Origin of the sequence: Pseudomonas sp. SMN11, from assembly GCF_052041945.1 — a bacterium.
GTDB lineage: Bacteria > Pseudomonadota > Gammaproteobacteria > Pseudomonadales > Pseudomonadaceae > Aquipseudomonas.
This window is the reverse complement of sequence record NZ_JBKGGW010000006.1, coordinates 132,057-153,930: the sequence shown is the minus strand read 5'-3', so window position 1 is coordinate 153,930 and position 21,874 is coordinate 132,057. Positions and strand designations below refer to the sequence as shown.

The window sequence follows — 21,874 nt, the reverse complement described above, 5'->3', positions numbered from 1 at the left end:
GCAACAATGGCTAAGGTATTCGCAATCGCGAACCAGAAAGGTGGTGTCGGCAAGACCACCACCTGTATCAACCTCGCAGCATCGCTGGCCGCGACCAAGCGTCGTGTGCTGCTGATCGACCTCGATCCGCAGGGCAACGCGACCATGGGCAGCGGTGTGGACAAACACGAACTCGAGCATTCGGTCTATGACCTGCTGATCGGGGAATGCGACCTTGCCCAGGCCATGCACTATTCCGAGCATGGCGCCTACCAGCTGCTGCCGGCCAACCGCGACCTGACCGCCGCGGAAGTGGTGCTGCTGGAAATGCAGGTCAAGGAGAGTCGCCTGCGCAACGCGCTGGCGCCGATCCGCGAAAACTACGATTTCATCCTCATCGATTGCCCGCCGTCGCTGTCCATGCTGACGCTCAACGCGCTGGTCGCCTCCGATGGCGTGATCATCCCGATGCAGTGCGAGTACTACGCACTGGAAGGTCTCAGCGACCTTGTGGATAACATCAAGCGCATCGCAGCGCGGTTGAACCCGCAGCTGAAGATCGAAGGCCTGCTGCGGACCATGTACGACCCGCGCCTGAGCCTGAACAACGATGTGTCGGCGCAGCTCAAGGAACACTTCGGCGAGCAACTGTACGACACGGTCATTCCGCGCAACATCCGCCTGGCCGAGGCACCGAGCTTCGGCATGCCGGCGCTGGCCTACGACAAGCAATCGCGTGGCGCACTGGCCTATCTGGCCCTGGCCGGGGAACTGGTACGCCGTCAACGCCGTCAATCTCGCACTGCACAAACAACTTAAGGAATCCGCATGGCCGTTAAGAAACGGGGTCTCGGACGTGGGTTGGATGCACTGCTCAGTGGTCCTTCCGTCAGCGCGCTCGAAGAGCAGGCTGTGACGATCGACCAGAAAGAACTGCAACACCTGCCCGTCGAACTGATCCAGCGCGGCAAGTACCAGCCGCGCCGCGACATGGACCCCGAGGCACTCGAAGAACTCGCGCACTCGATTCGCAACCACGGTGTGATGCAGCCGATCGTGGTTCGCCCGATCGACGGTAGCCGCTATGAGATCATTGCCGGTGAGCGCCGCTGGCGCGCCACCCAGCAGGCCGGTCTCGACACCATCCCGGCGATGGTGCGCGAAGTGCCGGATGAAGCCGCCATCGCCATGGCGCTGATCGAGAACATCCAGCGCGAGGACCTCAACCCGCTGGAAGAAGCCCTGGCCCTGCAGCGCCTGCAGCAGGAGTTCGAGCTGACCCAGCAACAGGTGGCCGATGCCGTGGGCAAGTCGCGGGTAACCGTGGCCAACCTGCTGCGCCTGATCTCGCTGCCCGAGGCGATCAAGACCATGCTCGCCCACGGCGATCTGGAAATGGGCCACGCCCGCGCCTTGCTCGGCCTCGAGGAAGATCGTCAGGAAGAGGGGGCGCGTCATGTTGTCGCACGCGGCCTCACCGTGCGCCAAACCGAGGCACTGGTCCGTCAGTGGCTCAATGGCAAGCCTGATCCGGTCGAACCGAGCAAACCTGATCCGGACATCGCGCGCCTTGAACAGCGGCTCGCAGAGCGCCTGGGCTCTGCCGTGCAGATACGCCACGGCAACAAGGGCAAAGGCCAATTGGTTATTCGCTACAACTCGCTTGACGAGTTGCAAGGCGTGCTTGCTCACATCCGCTGAAACAATTCCCGTTGTAGCGAACAGTCGGAAATCACTACCGAAGAGTTGAATAGGGGTTAATCCACCCCTATACTCTGCGCGCATTTTGTCGGCACAAATTATGCCAAGTCATAGCTGACTTGTTGGTCGACTTCCGAGGAGCAGTTGTGATGGAAATCCGCACGCCAAACCGCCTGCCTTTCCATCGCTGGGCGGTTTTTCCGGTACTGCTGGCTCAATTCGTCGTACTACTGCTGGCAACTTTGGTGTTGTGGCAGTGGAAAGGGGCGGTCAGTGGATATTCAGGCCTTTGCGGAGGTTTGATTGCCTGGCTGCCCAATGTGTATTTCGCCTGGAAGGCTTTTCGCTTCAGCGGAGCTCGGGCGGCACAAGCTATCGTCAAGTCGTTTTACGCGGGCGAAGCAGGCAAGATGATTTTGACGGCAGTGCTCTTTGCACTGACCTTCGCAGGAGTGAAGCCACTGGCGCCGTTAGCAGTATTCGGCGTCTTCGTGTTGACCCTTTTGGTCAGCTGGTTCGCGCCCCTGCTGATGAATAAAAGACTTTCGAGACCTTAGGGCGTTTGAGGCAACCATGGCAGCAGAAACCGCTTCGGGCTATATCCAGCACCACTTGCAGAACCTGACCTACGGTCAACTACCAGACGGCAGCTGGGGCTTTGCCCATTCGGCTGCAGAAGCCAAGGCAATGGGCTTCTGGGCGTTCCACCTGGACACCCTGGGTTGGTCCGTCGCGCTGGGTCTGATCTTCCTGTTCATCTTCCGCATGGCGGCCAAGAAGGCGACTTCCGGCCAACCAGGCGGCCTGCAGAACTTCGTTGAAGTGCTGGTGGACTTCGTCAACGGCAGCGTGAAGGACTCCTTCCACGGCCGCAGCCCGGTAATTGCTCCGCTGGCGCTGACCATCTTCGTCTGGGTGTTCCTGATGAACGCCATCGACCTGGTACCGGTCGACTGGATTCCTCAGCTCGCCATGCTGATCTCCGGTGATCCGCACATTCCGTTCCGCGCCGTGTCGACCACCGACCCGAACGCGACCCTGGCCATGGCCTTCAGCGTGTTCGCCCTGATCATCTTCTACAGCATCAAGGTCAAGGGCCTGGGCGGCTTCATTGGTGAGCTCACCCTGCACCCGTTCGGCAGCAAGAACATCTTCGTTCAGATCCTGCTGATCCCGGTGAACTTCCTGCTGGAATTCGTCACCCTGATCGCCAAGCCGATCTCGCTGGCACTGCGTCTTTTCGGCAACATGTACGCCGGCGAGCTGGTGTTCATCCTGATCGCCGTGATGTTCGGCGCCGGCATCCTCTGGCTGAGCGGCCTGGGTATCGTGCTGCAGTGGGCGTGGGCTGTGTTCCACATCCTGATCATCACGCTGCAAGCTTTCATCTTCATGATGCTGACCATCGTCTACCTGTCGATGGCTCATGAAGATAACCATTAAGACCGCCTGGCGTGTCTTGTAGCCTTCCCCGCTCGTTTGGGGGGAGGGCTTTAAAAGTCCGCAAGGGCAGCTGTACCAAACGATTTGTTTTACCGCTTCAACTTAAAAACCTAACCAATACGACGTAAAAGTCGGGAGGAAAGATGGAAACTGTAGTTGGTCTGACCGCTATCGCTGTTGCTCTGCTGATCGGCCTGGGTGCTCTGGGTACCGCCATTGGTTTCGGCCTGCTGGGCGGCAAATTCCTGGAAGGCGCTGCTCGTCAGCCTGAAATGGTTCCAATGCTGCAGGTCAAAATGTTCATCGTTGCCGGTCTGCTCGACGCCGTAACCATGATCGGTGTTGGTATCGCTCTGTTCTTCACCTTCGCGAATCCGTTCGTTGGTCAGATCGCCGGCTAATCACTCGTAACCACGAGTTGATGGCTGTGATGAATTAAGACCGAGCGAGGTGTTGGCGTGAACATTAATGCAACCCTGATTGGCCAATCCGTTGCCTTCCTGATTTTTGTACTCTTCTGCATGAAGTACGTATGGCCTCCGGTCATCACTGCTCTGCAAGAGCGTCAAAAGAAGATTGCCGACGGCTTGGACGCTGCCAACCGCGCAGCTCGCGACCTGGAGCTGGCCCAAGAGAAAGTGGGTCAGCAACTGCGTGAAGCTAAAGCACAGGCAGCCGAAATCATTGAGCAAAGCAAGAAACGCGCTGCTCAGCTTGTCGAGGAAGCCCGTGACCAGGCCCGCGTCGAAGCTGACCGTGTGAAGGCTCAGGCTCTGGCCGAGATCGAACAGGAACTGAACAGCGCTAAAGACGCCCTGCGTGCCCAAGTGGGTGCCCTGGCTGTTGGCGGTGCTGAAAAGATCCTTGGCGCCACAATCGATCAAAACGCGCATGCGGAGCTGGTTAACAAACTGGCCGCTGAAATTTAAGCGAGGGCGATCATGGCAGAACTGACCACGTTGGCCCGACCTTACGCTAAGGCTGCCTTTGAGCATGCCCAGGCCCATCAGCAACTGGCCAATTGGTCAGCCATGCTCGGCCTGGCTGCTGCGGTGTCGCAAGACGACACCATGCAGCGCCTGCTCAAGGCCCCGCGACTGACGAGCGCAGAAAAGGCCGCCACGTTCATTGACGTGTGCGGTGACAAGTTCAATGCACAGGCACAGAATTTCATTCATGTTGCCGCGGAAAACGACCGTCTCCTGCTTCTGCCGGAGATTGCCGCCCTGTTCGACCTGTACAAGGCCGAGCAAGAGAAATCCGTGGACGTGGAAGTCACCAGTGCCTTCGCGTTGAACCAAGAACAGCAAGACAAACTCGCCAAGGTTCTCAGTGCACGGCTAGGCCAGGAAGTTCGCCTGCACGCGTCGGAGGATGCCAGCCTGATTGGCGGCGTCGTCATCCGCGCTGGTGACCTGGTAATCGATGGCTCTGTTCGCGGCAAGATCGCGAAACTGGCCGAAGCATTGAAATCTTGAGTTTGAAGGGGCAGCAGAGCAATGCAGCAACTCAATCCTTCCGAAATTAGTGAAATCATCAAGGGCCGCATCGACAACCTCGATGTGAGCTCCCAAGCCCGCAACGAAGGTACCGTTGTTTCGGTATCCGACGGTATCGTGCGGATCCACGGTCTGGCCGACGTCATGTACGGCGAAATGATCGAGTTCCCTGGCAGCGTATTCGGCATGGCCCTGAACCTGGAGCAAGACTCCGTAGGTGCAGTGATCCTGGGTGCCTATGACACCCTCGCCGAAGGCATGAGCGCCAAGTGCACCGGCCGCATCCTGGAAGTTCCGGTTGGTAAGGAACTGCTGGGTCGCGTCGTTGACGCACTGGGCAACCCGATCGACGGCAAAGGTCCTCTGGGCAACACTCAGACCGACGCGGTCGAGAAAGTAGCTCCAGGCGTGATCTGGCGTAAGTCGGTAGACCAGCCTGTACAGACTGGCTACAAGTCCGTCGACGCCATGATCCCTGTCGGCCGTGGCCAGCGCGAGCTGATCATCGGTGACCGTCAGATCGGCAAGACCGCCATGGCCATCGACGCCATCATCAACCAGAAAGACTCCGGTATTTTCTGTGTTTATGTTGCTGTCGGCCAGAAGCGTTCCACCGTTGCCAACATCGTTCGCAAGCTGGAAGAAGCCGGCGCCCTGGCCAACACCATCGTGGTCGTTGCCAGTGCTTCGGAATCCGCCGCACTGCAGTTCCTGGCGCCATACGCCGGCTGCACCATGGGCGAGTTCTTCCGTGACCGCGGTGAAGACGCCCTGATCGTTTACGATGACCTGTCCAAGCAGGCCGTTGCCTACCGTCAGATCTCCCTGCTGCTGCGCCGTCCACCAGGACGTGAAGCGTACCCAGGCGACGTGTTCTATCTCCACTCCCGTCTGCTGGAGCGTGCATCGCGCGTTTCGGAAGAGTACGTCGAGAAGTTCACCAACGGCGCAGTCACTGGCAAGACCGGTTCCCTGACCGCCCTGCCGATCATCGAAACCCAGGCTGGCGACGTTTCCGCGTTCGTTCCGACCAACGTGATTTCCATCACCGACGGTCAGATCTTCCTGGAATCGGCCATGTTCAACTCGGGCATCCGCCCTGCAGTGAACGCCGGTGTTTCGGTGTCCCGCGTAGGTGGTGCCGCTCAGACCAAGATCATCAAGAAGCTGTCCGGTGGTATTCGTACCGCTCTGGCTCAGTACCGTGAACTGGCTGCATTCGCCCAGTTCGCTTCCGATCTGGACGAAGCGACCCGCAAGCAGCTGGAGCATGGTCAGCGCGTAACCGAGCTGATGAAGCAGAAGCAGTACGCGCCAATGTCGATCGCCGACATGGCCCTGTCGCTGTACGCCGCTGAGCGTGGTTTCCTGACTGACGTAGAAGTCTCCAAGATCGGCAGCTTCGAGCAAGCACTGATCGCCTTCTTCAACCGCGATCACGCCGAACTGATGGCGAAGATCAACGTGAAGGGTGACTTCAACGACGAAATCGACGCTGGCCTGAAAGCCGGTATCGAGAAGTTCAAGGCCACCCAGACCTGGTAAGCCGCAGCGGGGGCCCAGGCCCCCGCTTGCTAACCTGATAGGTGATACATGGCAGGCGCAAAAGAGATTCGCAGTAAGATTGCGAGCATCAAAAGCACGCAAAAAATTACCAGCGCCATGGAGAAAGTGGCGGTCAGCAAGATGCGCAAGGCACAAATGCGCATGGCTGCTAGCCGTCCTTACGCGGAGCGTATCCGCCAGGTGATCGGTCATCTGGCCAACGCCAACCCGGAATACCGCCACCCGTTCATGATCGAGCGCCCTGTAAAGCGCGCCGGTTATATCGTGGTGAGCAGTGACCGTGGTCTGTGCGGTGGCTTGAACACCAACCTGTTCAAGGCCCTGGTCAAGGACATGAACGAAAACCGCGAACAGGGCGTTGAAATCGACCTGTGCGTGATCGGCAGCAAGGGTGCGACTTTCTTCCGCATCTTTGGCGGCAACGTCGTAGCCGCGATCAGCCACCTGGGCGAAGAGCCATCGATCAACGATCTGATCGGCTCCGTCAAAGTGATGCTGGACGCCTACCTGGACGGCCGTATCGATCGCCTTTCGGTGGTTTCGAACAAGTTCATCAACACCATGACCCAAAAACCGACGGTCGAGCAATTGGTACCGTTGGTGGCAACCCCGGATCAGGATCTCAAGCATCACTGGGATTACCTGTACGAACCCGACGCAAAAGAGCTGCTGGACGGCTTGATGGTGCGTTACGTGGAGTCGCAGGTATACCAGGCGGTGGTCGAGAACAACGCTGCTGAACAAGCGGCCCGGATGATCGCCATGAAGAACGCCACAGACAACGCCGGTGATTTGATCAAAGAGCTGCAGTTGATCTACAACAAGGCGCGTCAGGCTGCGATCACCCAGGAGATCTCGGAAATCGTCGGCGGCGCTGCCGCGGTTTAACGGTTCAAAAATTCAGAGGATCCAGCTATGAGTAGCGGACGTATCGTTCAAATCATCGGCGCCGTCATCGACGTGGAATTCCCACGTGACGTCGTACCGAGTGTTTACAACGCGCTGAAAGTACAAGGCGCGGAAACCACCCTCGAAGTTCAGCAGCAGCTGGGCGACGGCGTGGTTCGTACCATTGCGATGGGCTCGACCGAAGGCCTGAAGCGCGGTCTGGATGTCGTTGACACCGGTGCTGCCATTTCCGTTCCAGTTGGTAAGGCCACTCTGGGCCGTATCATGGACGTACTGGGCAACCCGATCGACGAAGCCGGTCCGATCGGCGAAGAAGAGCGTCGCGGTATCCACCAGCCAGCGCCTTCGTTCGCTGACCAGGCAGGCGGCAACGACCTGCTGGAAACCGGCATCAAGGTTATCGACCTGGTTTGCCCGTTCGCCAAGGGTGGTAAAGTTGGTCTGTTCGGTGGTGCCGGTGTCGGCAAGACCGTAAACATGATGGAACTGATCCGTAACATCGCCATGGAACACAGCGGTTACTCCGTGTTCGCTGGTGTGGGTGAGCGTACTCGTGAGGGTAACGACTTCTACCACGAGATGAAGGACTCCAACGTTCTCGACAAAGTAGCGCTGGTCTACGGTCAGATGAACGAGCCACCAGGAAACCGTCTGCGCGTAGCGCTGACCGGCCTGACCATGGCTGAGAAGTTCCGTGACGAAGGTAACGACGTTCTGCTGTTCGTCGACAACATCTATCGTTACACCCTGGCCGGTACTGAAGTATCCGCACTGCTGGGCCGTATGCCTTCCGCAGTAGGTTACCAGCCGACCCTGGCCGAAGAGATGGGCGTTCTGCAAGAGCGTATCACTTCGACCAAAGAAGGTTCGATCACCTCCGTTCAGGCCGTATACGTACCTGCGGACGACCTGACCGACCCGTCGCCAGCGACCACCTTCGCCCACTTGGACGCCACCGTCGTTCTGTCCCGTGACATCGCCTCCCTGGGTATCTACCCAGCGGTCGACCCACTGGACTCGACTTCGCGCCAGCTGGACCCGAACGTGATCGGCAACGAACACTACGACACTGCTCGTGGCGTTCAGTATGTTCTGCAGCGCTACAAAGAGCTGAAGGACATCATCGCGATCCTGGGTATGGACGAACTGTCCGAAAGCGACAAGCAACTGGTAGCCCGCGCTCGTAAGATCCAGCGCTTCCTGTCGCAGCCGTTCTTCGTGGCCGAAGTCTTCACCGGTTCGCCAGGCAAGTACGTTTCCCTGAAAGACACCATCGCTGGCTTCAGCGGCATCCTCAAAGGTGACTACGACCACCTGCCAGAACAAGCGTTCTACATGGTCGGCAGCATCGACGAAGCGATCGAGAAAGCCAAGAAACTGTAATCCCGGCGCCCCGCAAGGGGCGCTAATCAGGTTGAGGCAAGCAGATGGCTATGACAGTCCATTGCGATATCGTCAGCGCGGAAGGAGAAATTTTCTCCGGCCTGGTCGAGATGGTAGTAGCGCACGGCAACCTGGGCGATCTTGGTATCGCTCCAGGCCACGCCCCGCTGATCACCAATCTCAAGCCGGGTCCGATCACGCTGACCAAGCAAGGTGGCGATCGTGAGGTGTTCTACATCTCCGGTGGTTTCCTCGAAGTGCAGCCGAACATGGTCAAGGTTCTTGCCGACACCGTGCAGCGCGCTGCCGACCTGGACGAAGCTCAGGCTCAGGAAGCCCTCAAGGCTGCTGAGAACGCCCTGAATGCGAAAAGTGCGGACTTCGACTATGGTGCTGCTGCCGCACGCCTGGCCGAGGCTGCAGCTCAGCTGCGTACCGTCCAGCAAATGCGCAAAGGCAAGTAATCCGGTTCAGGCCGCATACTTCCGTTGCGATTGAGTTAAAGGGTAGCCTCGGCTACCCTTTTTCTTTTTCTGAATTCCCCTCTTCGGTCATCACTGACCGCCCAGGATCGGTACCCAGCCAATGTCCCTCGATATCGTCATTCTCGCCGCAGGCCAAGGTACTCGCATGCGCTCGGCGCTGCCCAAGGTGTTGCACCCGGTTGCCGGTAATTCCATGCTCGGCCACGTTATCCACAGCGCGCGCCAGCTTCAGCCCCAAGGCATTCACGTGGTCATCGGCCACGGTGCGGAGCTGGTACGTGAGCGCCTGGCAGCCGATGACCTGAATTTCGTCATGCAGGACAAGCAGCTGGGTACCGGCCATGCCGTTGCGCAGGCATTGCCGGCGATCACCTCTGACACGGTGCTGGTGCTTTATGGCGATGTACCGCTGATCGAAGTGGAAACCCTGCAGCGCCTGTTGGCCAAGGTCAGCGACAAGCAGCTGGGCCTGCTCACCGTGACCCTGCAGGACCCGACCGGCTATGGCCGCATCGTGCGTAATGGCGAAGGCCAGGTGACCGCCATCGTCGAGCACAAGGACGCCAGCGAAGCACAGAAGGCGATCAAGGAAGGCAACACTGGCATCCTGGCCATGCCGGCCGCGCGCCTGGCTGACTGGATGGGTCGCTTGTCGAACAACAATGCTCAGGGCGAGTACTACCTCACTGACGTCATCGCCATGGCGGTGGCCGACGGGTTGGTGGTCGCTACCGAACAGCCGCACGACCCGATGGAAGTGCAGGGCGCCAATGACCGTCGCCAGCTGTCGGAACTCGAGCGTCATTACCAGCTGCGCGAAGGCCGCCGGCTGATGGCCCAGGGTGTCACCCTGCGCGACCCTGCGCGCTTCGATGTACGTGGCCAAGTGACCGTTGGTCGCGACGTGCTGATCGATATCAATGTGATCCTCGAAGGCAAGGTGGTCATCGAGGACGACGTGCAGATCGGCCCTAACTGCGTGATCAAGGACAGTACCCTTCGCAAGGGCGCGATCATCAAGGCCAACACTCACCTCGACGGCGCGGTGATGGGCGAGGGTAGCGATGCAGGCCCGTTCGCCCGCCTGCGCCCGGGCAGCGTGCTGGAAGCCAAGGCCCATGTGGGTAACTTCGTCGAACTGAAAAACGCCCATCTGGGGGAAGGCGCCAAGGCCGGTCATTTGACCTATCTGGGCGATGCCGAGATCGGTGCGCGCACCAATATCGGTGCCGGTACCATCACCTGCAACTACGATGGCGCCAACAAGTTCAAGACCGTGATGGGGGAGGACGTGTTCATCGGCTCCAACAACTCCCTCGTGGCGCCTGTGGAAATCAAGGCTGGAGCGACTACAGCTGCCGGTTCGACGATCACTCAGGCCGTCGAAGCGGGTGATTTGGCGGTGGCGCGTGCACGCCAGCGCAACATCTCGGGCTGGAAGCGGCCGGAGAAGATCAAGAAAAGCTGAGTTATACACAGCTGTTTTGAAAGCCGACTTATGTGAATAAGTCGGCTTTTTTATTGGCCATACAGGAGGCGGGTGGTCAGGAAAATTTATCCACACCTTGACGAGCCGGCCTTCTTAGGTTTTGATTGCAATCATTATCTTTCGAATCGAAACTTAAACGCCCATGTCGAAACGTAACACCCCCCAGCGGCGCCATAACATACTGGCCCTGCTCAGTGAGCAGGGCGAAGTGAGCGTGGATGCCTTGGCCAAGCGTTTCGAAACGTCAGAAGTGACCATTCGCAAGGACCTTGCCGCGCTGGAAGCAAACGGCCTGCTGCTGCGCCGCTACGGCGGTGCTGTACCAGTACCGCAGGAGATGCTCAGTGAACCTGCGCAACCGGTCTCTGCCTACAAGAAGGCTATCGCCCGTGCTGCGGTTGGGCGTATCCGCGAGCATGCGCGGATCATCATCGACAGCGGCAGCACTACCGCCGCCATGATCCCGGAACTGGGCCGTCAGCCCGGCTTGGTAGTAATGACCAACTCGTTGAATGTGGCCCGCGCCATCAGCGAGGTTGAGCACGAACCGGTGCTGCTGATGACTGGGGGTACCTGGGACCCGCATTCGGAGTCGTTCCAGGGCCAGGTCGCCGAGCAGGTACTACGCTCTTACGATTTCGACCAGCTGTTCATCGGTGCCGATGGCATCGATCTGCAGCGCGGCACTACCACCTTCAATGAGTTGCTTGGCTTGAGCCGAGTGATGGCCGAGGTGGCCCGCGAAGTGATCGTGATGGTCGAGTCCGACAAGGTTGGGCGCAAGATCCCCAATCTCGAGCTGCCCTGGGGCAGCGTGCACACCCTTATTACAGACGAACGCCTGCCCGCAGCGGCACGCGAACAGATTCATGCCCGCGGCATCAACCTGATCTGCGCCGCGATCAGCCAGGAGCAATAACCATGTGTGGAATCGTTGGTGCCGTAGCCGAGCGCAACATCACTGCCATTCTTATCGAAGGCCTCAAGCGTCTTGAGTATCGCGGGTACGACAGTGCCGGCCTGGCCGTTTACACCCAGCAGGGCGAATTGCAACGCCGCCGCCGCATCGGCAAGGTCGCCGAGCTGCAAGCCGCTGTTGCTGCCGAGCCGCTGAACGGTCAGTTGGGCATCGCCCATACCCGTTGGGCCACCCACGGTGCACCGACTGAAGGCAACGCCCACCCACACTTCTCTGGTAACGAAGTGGCGGTGGTGCACAACGGCATCATCGAGAACCATGAAGAGCTGCGTGAAGAGCTCAAAGGCTTGGGTTACGTCTTCACCTCGCAGACCGATACCGAAGTCATCGTGCATCTGATCCACCACACCCTGAAGACCATTCCGGACCTGGCCGATGCGCTGAAATCCGCCGTCAAGCGCCTGCACGGTGCCTATGGCCTGGCGCTGATCAGCGTGAAACAGCCTGATCGCCTGGTCGCCGCGCGCAGTGGTAGCCCACTGGTGATCGGCTTGGGCCATGGCGAGAACTTCCTGGCTTCCGACCAACTGGCCCTGCGCCAGGTCACCGACCGCTTCATGTACCTGGAAGAGGGCGATATCGCCGAGATCCGCCGTGATCAGGTGAAGATCTGGGACCAAGCCGGCCAGCCGGTGGTGCGTGAAACCGTGCAGTACCACGAAGGTGCGGAAGCCGCCGACAAGGGCGCCTATCGTCACTTCATGCTCAAGGAGATCCACGAGCAGCCGACCGTGGTCCAGCGCACCCTGGAAGGCCGCCTAGGCAAGGACCACGTGATGGTCCAGGCTTTCGGCCCTCAGGCTGCCGAGCTGTTCGCCAAAGTGCGCAACGTGCAGATCGTCGCCTGTGGTACCAGCTACCACGCCGGCATGGTGGCTCGTTACTGGCTGGAAAGCCTGGCTGGCATTCCTTGCCAGGTCGAAGTGGCCAGCGAGTTCCGTTATCGCAAGGTGGTGGTGCAGCCAGACACCCTGTTCGTCTCGATCTCCCAGTCCGGTGAAACTGCCGACACCCTGGCCGCCCTGCGCAACGCCAAGGAACTGGGCTTCCTCGGTAGCTTGGCCATCTGCAACGTCGGCATCAGCTCGCTGGTACGCGAGTCCGACCTGACGTTGCTGACCCTGGCCGGCCCGGAGATTGGCGTGGCTTCGACCAAGGCCTTCACCACTCAGCTGGTTTCGCTGATGCTGCTGACCCTGGCCCTGGGCCAGGTGCGTGGCACCCTCGAAGCGGGCGTCGAAGCCGGGCTGGTGGAAGAGCTGCGCCGCCTGCCAGCGCGCCTGGGTGAGGCCCTGGCGATGGACAGCACCGTGGAGAAAACCGCCGAGCTGTTCGCCGACAAGCATCACACCCTGTTCCTCGGCCGTGGTGCGCAGTACCCGGTGGCGATGGAAGGTGCGCTGAAGCTCAAGGAAATTTCCTATATCCACGCCGAAGCCTACCCGGCCGGTGAGCTCAAGCACGGCCCGCTGGCGCTAGTGGATAACGACATGCCAGTGGTGACCGTGGCGCCGAACAACGAACTGCTGGAGAAGCTCAAGTCCAACCTGCAGGAAGTGCGTGCCCGCGGTGGTGAGCTGGTGGTGTTCGCCGACGAGAATGCCGGCATGACTAACGGCGAAGGCACTCACGTGATCAAGGTGCCGCATATCGTCGACGAGCTGGCGCCGATCCTCTACACCATCCCGCTGCAGTTGCTGTCGTACTACGTGGCAGTGCTCAAAGGTACTGACGTCGACCAGCCACGTAACCTGGCGAAGTCGGTGACTGTGGAGTAAGCGAGTCGACAGTCGATGATGAAGGTGTTTTTGATTAATAAAGGTTGTCACAAAACAATAAAGGTTGTCACAACGTAATAAAGGTTGTCACAAGGCTGGCCCCGACCGCACATCAGGCCGGAGCCAGGCCTTGGAGATTTGGGTGACAATCCTCTACGCACCGCTGTGACTGTTGTCCTGGCTGAGCCCGCTCGCTGGCATGTCCTCTTTACACGACACACCAGCCTCGTTCCGTTCGAGTGGGTCGCCCAATCATGAGCGACTTGAACATGGCATCTGCGCCCGTAGCTCCGGTCAAGGCTGCCCACCGCCAGCTGATGACCCAATCAAAAATAGATAAAAAAATTAAATCAGGCCGTGGAAGTGGAGTGAGAGATTCCTATAAACCATGGATCAAGGTGTGGGAAATCAAATCAAAGGGTGTCTCCCATATGATTGCGGGAGTTAAGATTTTCCGCACTCATCACCTGCTGTCCAATGCGGAGCGAGATTACCTCACTGTACTTGAGCACGACGCCTCGATCATTGATATCCGAGAGCAGTACCCCCTGCTTACACAGGCTGAGACTCAAGCAATTGCCTCAAGCATAAATTGTCGTCACCCTGTATATCCTGGGACGCAGATACCTGTCGTTATGACGACGGACTTTCTCATCACCTTCTTGGATCCCTCTGGTGAAACGAGGTTAGCTGCTCGCTCAGTAAAATATAGAAAGGAATTTGAGCAGGCTGATCTTCATGTGCGGAATCGAATAGCTGAAAAGCTCGCTATTGAGGAAAAATACTGGTCAATGAGGGGCGTGGACTGGAAGCTGGTCCTGCACGAAAACCTCTCGAAGATTAGATTAGCGAACCTCAGAGTTCTCAGGACTTATGCCAATATCCATCCCTCGTTGCCGACTGAGAAAAATATAGGGAACTTACTTGAATACATCGCGGGGTCAAAGACGGATCAAATACCCTTAAAAGCTCTTTTGGAAAAGGCGTCACGTGATATCTATATTGACTATATGAGCGTGAAGCGGCTCTTCCATCACCTGCTATGGATCGGCCGTTTAGAGTCTGATATTACCTCGAAAATAATAAGCTTGTCGCAGCCGTTGCACGTATGGCCGAGCCATCGGTCAGCGGCTTTGTCTCCGCCAACCGAGGTTTCTCATCATGCTTGATTTTCAAATTAACAGCATTGTTTCTCCCGGCGAAGAACCGAGCTTACTAAAAAAGGCAGTTAGGGTCTTAGGCATAAATAATGATACTGTTATCGTGATTGAGCTGAATATGAATCCAGGCAAGCCGTGGCAGATTGATAAGTCAGTTTTAATTGACGAAATTGATTCAGGGCGCGCGGTCTTAAGTCCAGAAATGGTTCCTTTACATCTGCTCAGAAGCGACGATGAAATTAGTGAAAATGAAAAGGCGAGCCGAAATCGAAATTGGAGTCTTATAAGAAGTTTAGTAGAAGATCGCTCTGCCTTGGATATTCTTGGTCCTGGTTTTGGGAAGCTTGTTGCGACGCATGCCATAGAGACAGGGGTAGAGCGTAAGCAGATATACCGGCTTCTATACCGCTATTGGAGTATGGGTCAGACACCTAACGCGTTTCTTTGGAACACAAGCGCTTGCGGCGGACGTGGGAAGAAAAAGGATCGGTCCTCAGGTATTATCCCCGGTCGGCCGCGTAAGTATCTTGGTGTCGTTGTCAATGATGGTGGTGCCATCCCGCTCGAACAGCGCCATCTCTCTCATATCCGTTTGGCTTACGGGCGAGTCGCTAGCGGCAAGTGTGGCACCCTGAAAGATGCACATAAGTGGATGTTAAACAAATTTTATAGAGCGACTCTCCCTGACGGATCGAAAGGAAATATTGTACGCGGCAGTTACCCGACTACTGCACAGCTTAGATATCACGGTAAATTATTTTTCGATGACCTGTATAAGCTCAAGGTGCGTGGCGGTTCTATCAGGTACAACAAAGACCATCGGGCTATCGTTGGCTCAGCATCCCAAGGCCTGATAGGCGCGACGCAGCGATATGAGATAGATTCCACCATCGCTGATGTCTATTTAGTGCATCGCGTTAATAGGCTGTGGCTCATTGGGCGTCCGATACTTTATGTAGTCGTCGATACCTACACCAGAATGATTGTAGGAATTCACGTGGGCCTTGAGGGGCCCAGCTGGAATGGGGCTAGACACGCGATATACAACGCTTGCACCTCAAAGGTTGAGTTTTGCAAACGATACAACGTAGACATTGAGGAAGCTGACTGGCCATGCTCGCATTTGCCAGTCGAAATTGTGGCTGACCGGGCTGAACTTCTAAGCGAGGCGGGGGCAACGCTCTCCCAAAGCTTGGGGCTTGGGGTGCAAATTTTGCCTCCTTTCAGGCCTGATTGGAAAGGGATCATCGAAAGCCGTTTCCGTCTGATCAATGAACACCTCGACTTGAAGTTCGTTCCAGGCGGAGTGGATGCTCGTAAAATGGAGCGCGGCGATAGGGACTACCAACTCGATGCCATTTTGGATATCGACGAGTTCACCGAAATGGTTATTGTAGGAGTCTTGGCTCACAATAAGAGCCTGCGGATACCACACCTTTTAAATCGCGAGATGATTGCCGGCGGAGTGGAAGCAACGCCTATAGCGATTTGGAATTGGTCGAAGGATAATAGCCCTATAAATTCAAAAGTAGTATCGCCGGCTGAGTTGAAAATCGCTCTATTGCCCTCTCAGCAGTGTCGTATAAGTCGAGGCGGTATTGTTTTCCAAGGCGTACAGTATACATGTCAAACAGCGTTACGCGAGGAGTGGTTGGAGCGCTCGCACAACCTGCGGACGAAATATGTTCGAGTATTCTATGATCCTAACTCTATTGAAAATTGTTGGATCAAGTCAGAAGCAGGTTTTGAGGCTTTAACTATTGTACCGCAGCAACGGCAGAAATATGGTGGACTCCGTATGGAGGAGGTTCTTGATATGATCCATGTCCTGAACCAAGTTTCGCCGGATGCCCGTTATGACAGTGATAATACTGCGGCGCTGGTAAGGGGGCGGCAAGAGGAAATCTTTGACCGGGCCAAATCCAAACGTGTCGCTCAGGGTGACCCGAAATCGAATGCAGATTTCAAGCGGGACAAACGTGCCAAGCGTGCTACCGAAGCTCAGACCGAGCGCGATTCCCATACCGCTGATCTGAATCAGCTACGCGTTGTGGATAACATACCTCCTGTGGCAGAAAATTCTAAGCTAGTCACCGGCAGGCCCAGTTCCGCGAGAAGCGCGGCGTTTCTGAAACTAGTCGTCAGCGAGGGAAGCGAGGCTGAGACATGAACGATTTGACGTTCTCCCCCGCAGAATACATTCCTACAGGCATGCCTCAGTACGATGGCAACCCGCTGATCGAATGCTTGCCTAGAATTCTGTCGGATGTAGATGTGGTCAGGCGCGTTGGGAACCTTCCGCCGAAGCCCGACGAGGCCGAACGAGCGTTGCCACCGAAGCTTCGCGGTCATGGGATCAACCGGCTGAAAGATGTTGTTGTTCCATTCGAAATTCACCTGCGCCTTGAAGACCTTTTCAGCCAGCTGATTCGCTACGGATATATGGGACGCAATCCGCTGTTGGCCTCATCTGTTAGGCATCGGCTGCCTTCCTCAGCGGAGGCCAAGGGCCACGGATTCATGTCCACCGCTGAGACGATGACGCTCATCGGCTTGAGTGGTATGGGTAAGACCACAGCGCTCAATTCCATCGCAAGGCTTTATCCGCAGGTGATCAGCCACAGCAGATATAAAGACGCCATTCTCATCGAAACCCAGGTCGTGTGGCTAAAGATTGAGTGCCCTCATGACGGCTCGTTGCGCGGTTTCTGTGCAGCATTCTTCTCAGCGTTGGATGCTGCGTTAGGAGTCGACAAATACTCGCGCAGGGGCGGTTCTGGCAACAGCATCAGCGTAATGCTCCAGCACATCAGTCAGCTGTGCAAAACCTTTTTCATTGGTGCTTTGATCATTGATGAAATGCAGCATCTTTGCTCCTCGCGGGGGGGACAGGATCGGGAAAAGTTGCTGAATTTCTTCGTAACTTTATCCAACGATGCAGGCGTTCCGCTGGTGTATGTAGGGACCAACGCAATGCTCCCGCTGTTTTCTGGTGTGCTGCGCAACGCCCGAAGAGCGGCGGGGATGGGACCCATCGCTTTTGACCGATTCAGCGAAGACGATCCGTTTTGGGAGCACTTGGTGTCCCAACTCTGGGCCTATGACTGGACGGCATCATGCGCCCCCCTGACGAAGGAGCTCTTGTCCAAGATCTATGATCTCGCCCAAGGCAATACTGATTTCCTAGCGAAACTGCTTATGCTTGCGCAGCGTCATGTAATTTGGGAGGGCCTCGACGCTATTACGCCAGCGGTGCTTCAGCAGGTGTATGACAATCAAATGAGGCTTCTACACAAGCCCATCGAGGCTCTACGAAGCGGTGATCCTCTTCAGATTGCTGACTTCGAGGACATGATGCCTACAAAAGACCAGATCGCCCAGATGATGAACTACGACTTGGCTCGCCGGGCCGACAGAGCTCATCTTTCGCTACTTACCCAGGCCGCGATCACTCCTCCACCTCAAGCCAAGGATAAATCGGCATCGAAGGCTACGGGTCGTACCGTGGTCCCGGTTGCTGACGGAGCATTAGCTAACGTGCATTTTTCGAAGGACGAAGACCTTCAGGCTCAGCTCGAACAGCGCGGCTGGGTGGATAGGGATTCCTCCTGGTGACATGAGGATCGGGAGCTCAAGGCAGTGGCTAACCTTCTGTTCTTCCCCCAGCCGTTCCCGGATGAGTCGCTCTACAGCCTGGCCGTGCGCTATCACAAGCTAGCGGCCAATCCAGGATACCGCGTGTCAAGCCACGAGCTCTTCGGTAGCTACTCGCGTACCTGTGGTTCCATTTTGCCATGCTGCTTAGGGGCTCTGTCTGAGCGTCTGGGAGGCGCCATTCCCGTAGGAGAGTTGATCAATCGCTTCACACTTTTACCGCTTTATTTGCCGTTTTTGAATGAACAGAAGGGCCGCGATGCCGTTGTTCTAATGGGAGGTAATCGGGGTACAGGACTCAAGATGGCCTTGGGCATAACAGCGTCGCGTTTCCTCCAACACGCCTCGTTTAGATATTGCGAGAGCTGCGTCGGACAGGACATGCTGGAGTGCGGCTTAGCCTACTGGCATCGTATTCATCAAGCTTCGGGCATTTGCGTCTGTCCGCGCCACAGCGAAGTGCTACAGGCGATGAGATTTCCCAAAGGGGCAGATTGGCGTTGCATGTTGCTACCGGGCGAATCAGGTGGAACGCCGGTTATGGACTGTGGAGAACACAGCGCGGCCATTGCGATTGCCCGTATGCAGCTATGGGGGCTCGACCACCCCGATGAGATCAAAGCGATCCAGGCTGGAAATTTTTTCAGGACCCGTTTGGACGAGATGAGTTTTATTAGGTCTGGTCGAATTAGAGAGGGAATGCTGAGAGAGTTCTTAACCAGGCGACTTCGGTGCAGTCCTAGCGCTGCCGAGTTTGAAGAAATGGTTCGGTCCTGTGACTGGGTTTTGCAGATCATACGGCGACGAGAGCGAATCGTGCAGCCCTTCAAGTTCTATTTCCTCTGCTGGCTCCTCGATCTGGAGCTGGAACACCTCAAGACCTACTGTCCAGAGGCCGATATATCCGCTGGTGTTATGGTCTGTCGTGATAGGCCGAATAACCTTACTGATGACAATGACCTCCAAGCCCGCCGGTTAGCCTTTGCAAACAGTGCTAACCCCAAATGTCATGACAAGCCGGGCTATCAGTGGTTGTACCGCCACGACAGGGAATGGTTGGTCAACTATGTTGCTGCAAACCCCTACCTCAGAGATCGAAAGATTCGAATCGACTGGCAATCCAGGGACTTCACCCTTGCGTCAGAGCTCGCTAAAGCTAGGGCGATCTTACTTTCTGTACACGGAAAGCCTCAGCAGGTCACCCGCGCTGCTCTATGCAGGCTTGTGGTAAACGCCCACGCTTTCCTTAAAATGCCGGAACATTTTCCGAGGAGCATAAGGTTGATGGCGGATTTGCTTGAGTCTACTCATGACCACCAGCTGCGTAAAATCCGGTGGGCAATCCGAGAATACTCTCTGACTGAACACTGTGCCATGAGTGTTCTCTACCGTTATGCCGGAATACGGATATCTCGCGTATCCGAAGATGAAATCCTCATGCAGATACGTGACGATATGGACTAGTTCTATTGGCTTCGTGCAAGAGTTTATTGAATATGGATTTTTTCTTCTCTCGCAGGAGGTCTTGCTCATCTTGGTTCGCTAGCAAATTTAAATAATTCTCAGCGGTGTGACATCCTAAAAATACATACATAGGAAATTTGTCACTGGTGGAGATACTGCTCGTGGTAAGTCTCGACGTAATCCCCATTTCTTTGTAAATCAGTTTGGACATATCCAGCTCGGTGCGTTCGAATTCTCTAGTGCGATTAATCATGAGGCTTGCATATGCGATAAAGTCTGCCGTTCCATCATGTATCATCGGGCCGCGGTAGCCCAGAAGATCTGCGACAAATTTGGCGTACATATGACGGGTTGATCCGAATTCTCGCTTTTGACGTCTTGACCATTTGCCCTGCTTGCTGCACTTGGCTAGGTGACCAATCTCGTGCTTTTTCAGTGGCATTGAGCAGGCCGGACATGTTTCGATTAGAGTGCAAGCATGAGTACTGCAAACCTGTACGGAACCCAACACGTGCCTGCAATGAATATAGGGGCTTCCGCAGTTATTCAAGTCTTCGAGAACGCAATCTGGACAAACTTTCTGCCAAGTCTTTGGTGTGACGATTGCGGTCGCTCGATGACGACCAAGCGCAGCTATCATAGGATACAAAGTGTGGTCGTTTAGGACTAGTTCGGAAATTTTGTGGTCGTCTAGCAGTTTTGGGTAATAAAATTCTTGATGCGGCCGCCACTCTGCTTGCGCGGTGCTTAAGGTTTTACTAATCCCAAAGCCAACACGAGGTATCGGTTTTATATAGAAATCTTCAGTTTTTAGAGATTTAATACCTAGAAGCTCATTGCCTCGCTTAAGCGCTGATGCGACATATTCTCCAGGTAATGGTGCGAAAATTCTCATTAATTGAAGTGCTTGTACACGTTGCTAGACGGGCGGTATGCCATTTTAGTTAGAAGTCACCGGTATCGCATCCACATTGGTGACCGTATTGGGCTATTGTGAAGGTGGAAGGGCGCCGGACGTGCTTGGGAATCAAAATGGCTAGTCTGGCAGCCAACGCACAAGAGGAGGTCGATGCAGTGAATCCTACAAGCACTCGCCCACCTGTTGAATCGCAGGCCTTTCCACCAACGTTCCACCTGGTTCATACCCACCCCGACGGGTTGAGCCAGCTGGAGCTCCTGAGTCTAGTCCAAACAGGATTCTTTTTCAGCGACGTGAAGTGCATGGTCGAGTCATCGAGCCTGTTCAAGGCTCGTAACCTTGTCGGGCGAATCACAGGAAGATCGACCAGAAGCATTCACCGTCTGAGCCATCCCGCTCAGGCCCATCGTCTGGATGCCCAGCAGAGCGCGGTGGCGTTCCAGTATGCGAAAGGACTGGAGCTTGCATCGAAGGTATTTGGCTCTCAGATGCTCGCGGAGCAGTGGCTTTGTCGGCCGTGCGGCCGTTTGTTGGGGTTTGTACCCTTCGAGATGCTCGACACGTCGCTCGGGTTCAGCGTCGTAGCGGACTATCTTGAGCGTATACGCTTGGGTGTCTACCAGTAGCTTGCCTGAGGGCGAGGTTGGTATGCGGCGAGGAGGCAACGCTACCTCTTTTTACATGCGGGACTTACAACCTTGTAATTCCCGTATCACTCAATTGACAGCGATCAACCCCTAATCTTCAGTCACGTTTATTGGAGTGATTGAAATGAAAGTCATCAAAAGTATCACCGCTATCCTGGCCCTAGTGGCTTCGTCAGCCGTACTCGCCGAAGGAGGATCCGACCGTCTGCATGGAAAGATGATTCAGGCCAATGAGCAAGCTATGCGAGCTTATGCCGCTGCCAAGGGAAAGAACCCACCGGAGGTGATCCACTATCGCTACGGGATGCGGCTCGACGTGGCGAAGGTGATCAGCATGACGTCGACCAAGGCGAGCTGTGACGTGATGCCGGCACAGATGAATTACGAGGATTCCAACGGAGACGTGAAAATCCTTGAATACCGGACCGCTGGAGTCGGTTGCCGGGGCCAGAACTGAGCACTGAGCGAGTGGACAGGACTTACTCTGATAAAACGCCGGGTTGAAGCGTCAATTCCGGCAATAGATCGCCTGGTTACCGGCTTTCATGACTGGTGGAGTACGATGAGGACTGGTAGCTCAGGCAGGAGAGTCCAATGACTCAATCAGCGCGCACCACGGTAAAGTGCCTAGATCCCGGCGACGGCTCCGGCGATGTGATTGTGGAATTACCCGATGACATTTTGCGCGAGCTCGGGGTCACGACGGGCGACAGACTCTCCATCGAGCTCATCAACGGCGATATCGTACTCAAGCCAGTCCGCGAGCGCCGTGAATCTGACTAGCTACCCTTTGTAGCCCCTCTCTGTCGTCCTGTTGAG

The 21,874-nt window shown here is 56.2% G+C and carries 22 protein-coding genes; 21 read left to right on the top strand and 1 reads right to left on the bottom strand.

Annotated elements, in window-relative coordinates; translation table 11 throughout:
* Window positions 1-6: 6 nt before the first annotated feature.
* From ACLEJU_RS08760 to ACLEJU_RS08675, 18 genes are all read left to right on the top strand, one after another.
* Window positions 7-798 carry a ParA family protein gene (locus ACLEJU_RS08760; protein WP_060507762.1) on the top strand — a complete coding sequence of 264 codons (792 nt, stop codon included), beginning with the start codon at window positions 7-9 and terminating at the stop codon, window positions 796-798.
* A 9-nt stretch (window positions 799-807) separates the two neighbouring features.
* A complete protein-coding gene (locus ACLEJU_RS08755; protein WP_294327059.1) occupies window positions 808-1,680 on the top strand; it encodes a ParB/RepB/Spo0J family partition protein in 873 nt (290 codons plus the stop codon).
* 149 nt (window positions 1,681-1,829) lie between these two features.
* Window positions 1,830-2,237, top strand: a complete 408-nt coding sequence (locus ACLEJU_RS08750; protein ID WP_008092225.1) for a F0F1 ATP synthase subunit I — start codon at window positions 1,830-1,832, stop codon at window positions 2,235-2,237.
* A 16-nt stretch (window positions 2,238-2,253) separates the two neighbouring features.
* A complete protein-coding gene (gene atpB / locus ACLEJU_RS08745) occupies window positions 2,254-3,123 on the top strand; it encodes a F0F1 ATP synthase subunit A (protein ID WP_400726919.1) in 870 nt (289 codons plus the stop codon).
* Window positions 3,124-3,266: 143 nt separating this feature from the next.
* The gene (gene atpE / locus ACLEJU_RS08740; protein WP_003097235.1) at window positions 3,267-3,524 is read left to right on the top strand and encodes a F0F1 ATP synthase subunit C; all 258 of its coding nucleotides are present in this window, start codon (window positions 3,267-3,269) and stop codon (window positions 3,522-3,524) included.
* 57 nt (window positions 3,525-3,581) lie between these two features.
* A complete protein-coding gene (locus ACLEJU_RS08735) occupies window positions 3,582-4,052 on the top strand; it encodes a F0F1 ATP synthase subunit B (RefSeq protein WP_027917106.1) in 471 nt (156 codons plus the stop codon).
* Between the two features lie 12 nt (window positions 4,053-4,064).
* Window positions 4,065-4,601: a F0F1 ATP synthase subunit delta gene (locus tag ACLEJU_RS08730; protein WP_003253191.1), complete on the top strand. Its 537-nt coding sequence runs from the start codon at window positions 4,065-4,067 to the stop codon at window positions 4,599-4,601.
* Window positions 4,602-4,622: 21 nt separating this feature from the next.
* Entirely contained in the window at window positions 4,623-6,167 is a 1,545-nt protein-coding gene (atpA, locus tag ACLEJU_RS08725) for a F0F1 ATP synthase subunit alpha (protein WP_016712768.1), read from the top strand.
* A gap of 48 nt (window positions 6,168-6,215) precedes the next feature.
* On the top strand, window positions 6,216-7,076 hold the full coding sequence (gene atpG, locus ACLEJU_RS08720) for a F0F1 ATP synthase subunit gamma (protein ID WP_013974905.1): 861 nt from the start codon (window positions 6,216-6,218) through the stop codon (window positions 7,074-7,076).
* Between the two features lie 27 nt (window positions 7,077-7,103).
* Window positions 7,104-8,480, top strand: coding sequence for a F0F1 ATP synthase subunit beta (atpD, locus tag ACLEJU_RS08715; protein ID WP_008092236.1), 1,377 nt, complete (start codon window positions 7,104-7,106; stop codon window positions 8,478-8,480).
* A 44-nt stretch (window positions 8,481-8,524) separates the two neighbouring features.
* Window positions 8,525-8,944 carry a F0F1 ATP synthase subunit epsilon gene (locus ACLEJU_RS08710; RefSeq protein ID WP_103448396.1) on the top strand — a complete coding sequence of 140 codons (420 nt, stop codon included), beginning with the start codon at window positions 8,525-8,527 and terminating at the stop codon, window positions 8,942-8,944.
* Window positions 8,945-9,065: 121 nt separating this feature from the next.
* A complete protein-coding gene (glmU, locus tag ACLEJU_RS08705; RefSeq protein WP_435421844.1) occupies window positions 9,066-10,433 on the top strand; it encodes a bifunctional UDP-N-acetylglucosamine diphosphorylase/glucosamine-1-phosphate N-acetyltransferase GlmU in 1,368 nt (455 codons plus the stop codon).
* Between the two features lie 163 nt (window positions 10,434-10,596).
* The gene (locus ACLEJU_RS08700) at window positions 10,597-11,373 is read left to right on the top strand and encodes a DeoR/GlpR family DNA-binding transcription regulator (protein WP_435421843.1); all 777 of its coding nucleotides are present in this window, start codon (window positions 10,597-10,599) and stop codon (window positions 11,371-11,373) included.
* A 2-nt stretch (window positions 11,374-11,375) separates the two neighbouring features.
* The gene (gene glmS, locus ACLEJU_RS08695) at window positions 11,376-13,211 is read left to right on the top strand and encodes a glutamine--fructose-6-phosphate transaminase (isomerizing) (protein WP_435421842.1); all 1,836 of its coding nucleotides are present in this window, start codon (window positions 11,376-11,378) and stop codon (window positions 13,209-13,211) included.
* Window positions 13,212-13,480: 269 nt separating this feature from the next.
* The gene (locus ACLEJU_RS08690; protein WP_049695266.1) at window positions 13,481-14,380 is read left to right on the top strand and encodes a TnsA endonuclease N-terminal domain-containing protein; all 900 of its coding nucleotides are present in this window, start codon (window positions 13,481-13,483) and stop codon (window positions 14,378-14,380) included.
* Window positions 14,373-16,541, top strand: coding sequence for a Mu transposase C-terminal domain-containing protein (locus ACLEJU_RS08685; RefSeq protein WP_031312167.1), 2,169 nt, complete (start codon window positions 14,373-14,375; stop codon window positions 16,539-16,541). Before ACLEJU_RS08690 ends, ACLEJU_RS08685 begins: the two co-directional genes overlap by 8 nt.
* Complete coding sequence (locus ACLEJU_RS08680) at window positions 16,538-17,986, top strand: ATP-binding protein (protein ID WP_023048574.1); 1,449 nt, start codon at window positions 16,538-16,540, stop codon at window positions 17,984-17,986. Before ACLEJU_RS08685 ends, ACLEJU_RS08680 begins: the two co-directional genes overlap by 4 nt.
* Before the next feature lie 24 nt (window positions 17,987-18,010).
* Entirely contained in the window at window positions 18,011-19,489 is a 1,479-nt protein-coding gene (locus ACLEJU_RS08675; protein ID WP_031312166.1) for a TnsD family Tn7-like transposition protein, read from the top strand.
* Here the strand turns inward: ACLEJU_RS08675 and ACLEJU_RS08670 are convergent.
* On the bottom strand, window positions 19,461-20,384 hold the full coding sequence (locus tag ACLEJU_RS08670; RefSeq protein ID WP_157852843.1) for a TniQ family protein: 924 nt from the start codon (window positions 20,382-20,384) through the stop codon (window positions 19,461-19,463). The genes ACLEJU_RS08675 and ACLEJU_RS08670 overlap by 29 nt on opposite strands.
* A gap of 137 nt (window positions 20,385-20,521) precedes the next feature.
* On the opposite strand from ACLEJU_RS08670, the gene ACLEJU_RS08665 reads away from it, so the two are divergent.
* From ACLEJU_RS08665 to ACLEJU_RS08655, 3 genes are all read left to right on the top strand, one after another.
* The gene (locus tag ACLEJU_RS08665) at window positions 20,522-21,034 is read left to right on the top strand and encodes an antitoxin Xre/MbcA/ParS toxin-binding domain-containing protein (RefSeq protein WP_023048572.1); all 513 of its coding nucleotides are present in this window, start codon (window positions 20,522-20,524) and stop codon (window positions 21,032-21,034) included.
* A 145-nt stretch (window positions 21,035-21,179) separates the two neighbouring features.
* The gene (locus ACLEJU_RS08660; protein WP_012316932.1) at window positions 21,180-21,512 is read left to right on the top strand and encodes a DUF2790 domain-containing protein; all 333 of its coding nucleotides are present in this window, start codon (window positions 21,180-21,182) and stop codon (window positions 21,510-21,512) included.
* A gap of 137 nt (window positions 21,513-21,649) precedes the next feature.
* Window positions 21,650-21,838, top strand: coding sequence for an AbrB/MazE/SpoVT family DNA-binding domain-containing protein (locus ACLEJU_RS08655; protein WP_016489899.1), 189 nt, complete (start codon window positions 21,650-21,652; stop codon window positions 21,836-21,838).
* Window positions 21,839-21,874 lie beyond the last annotated feature (36 nt).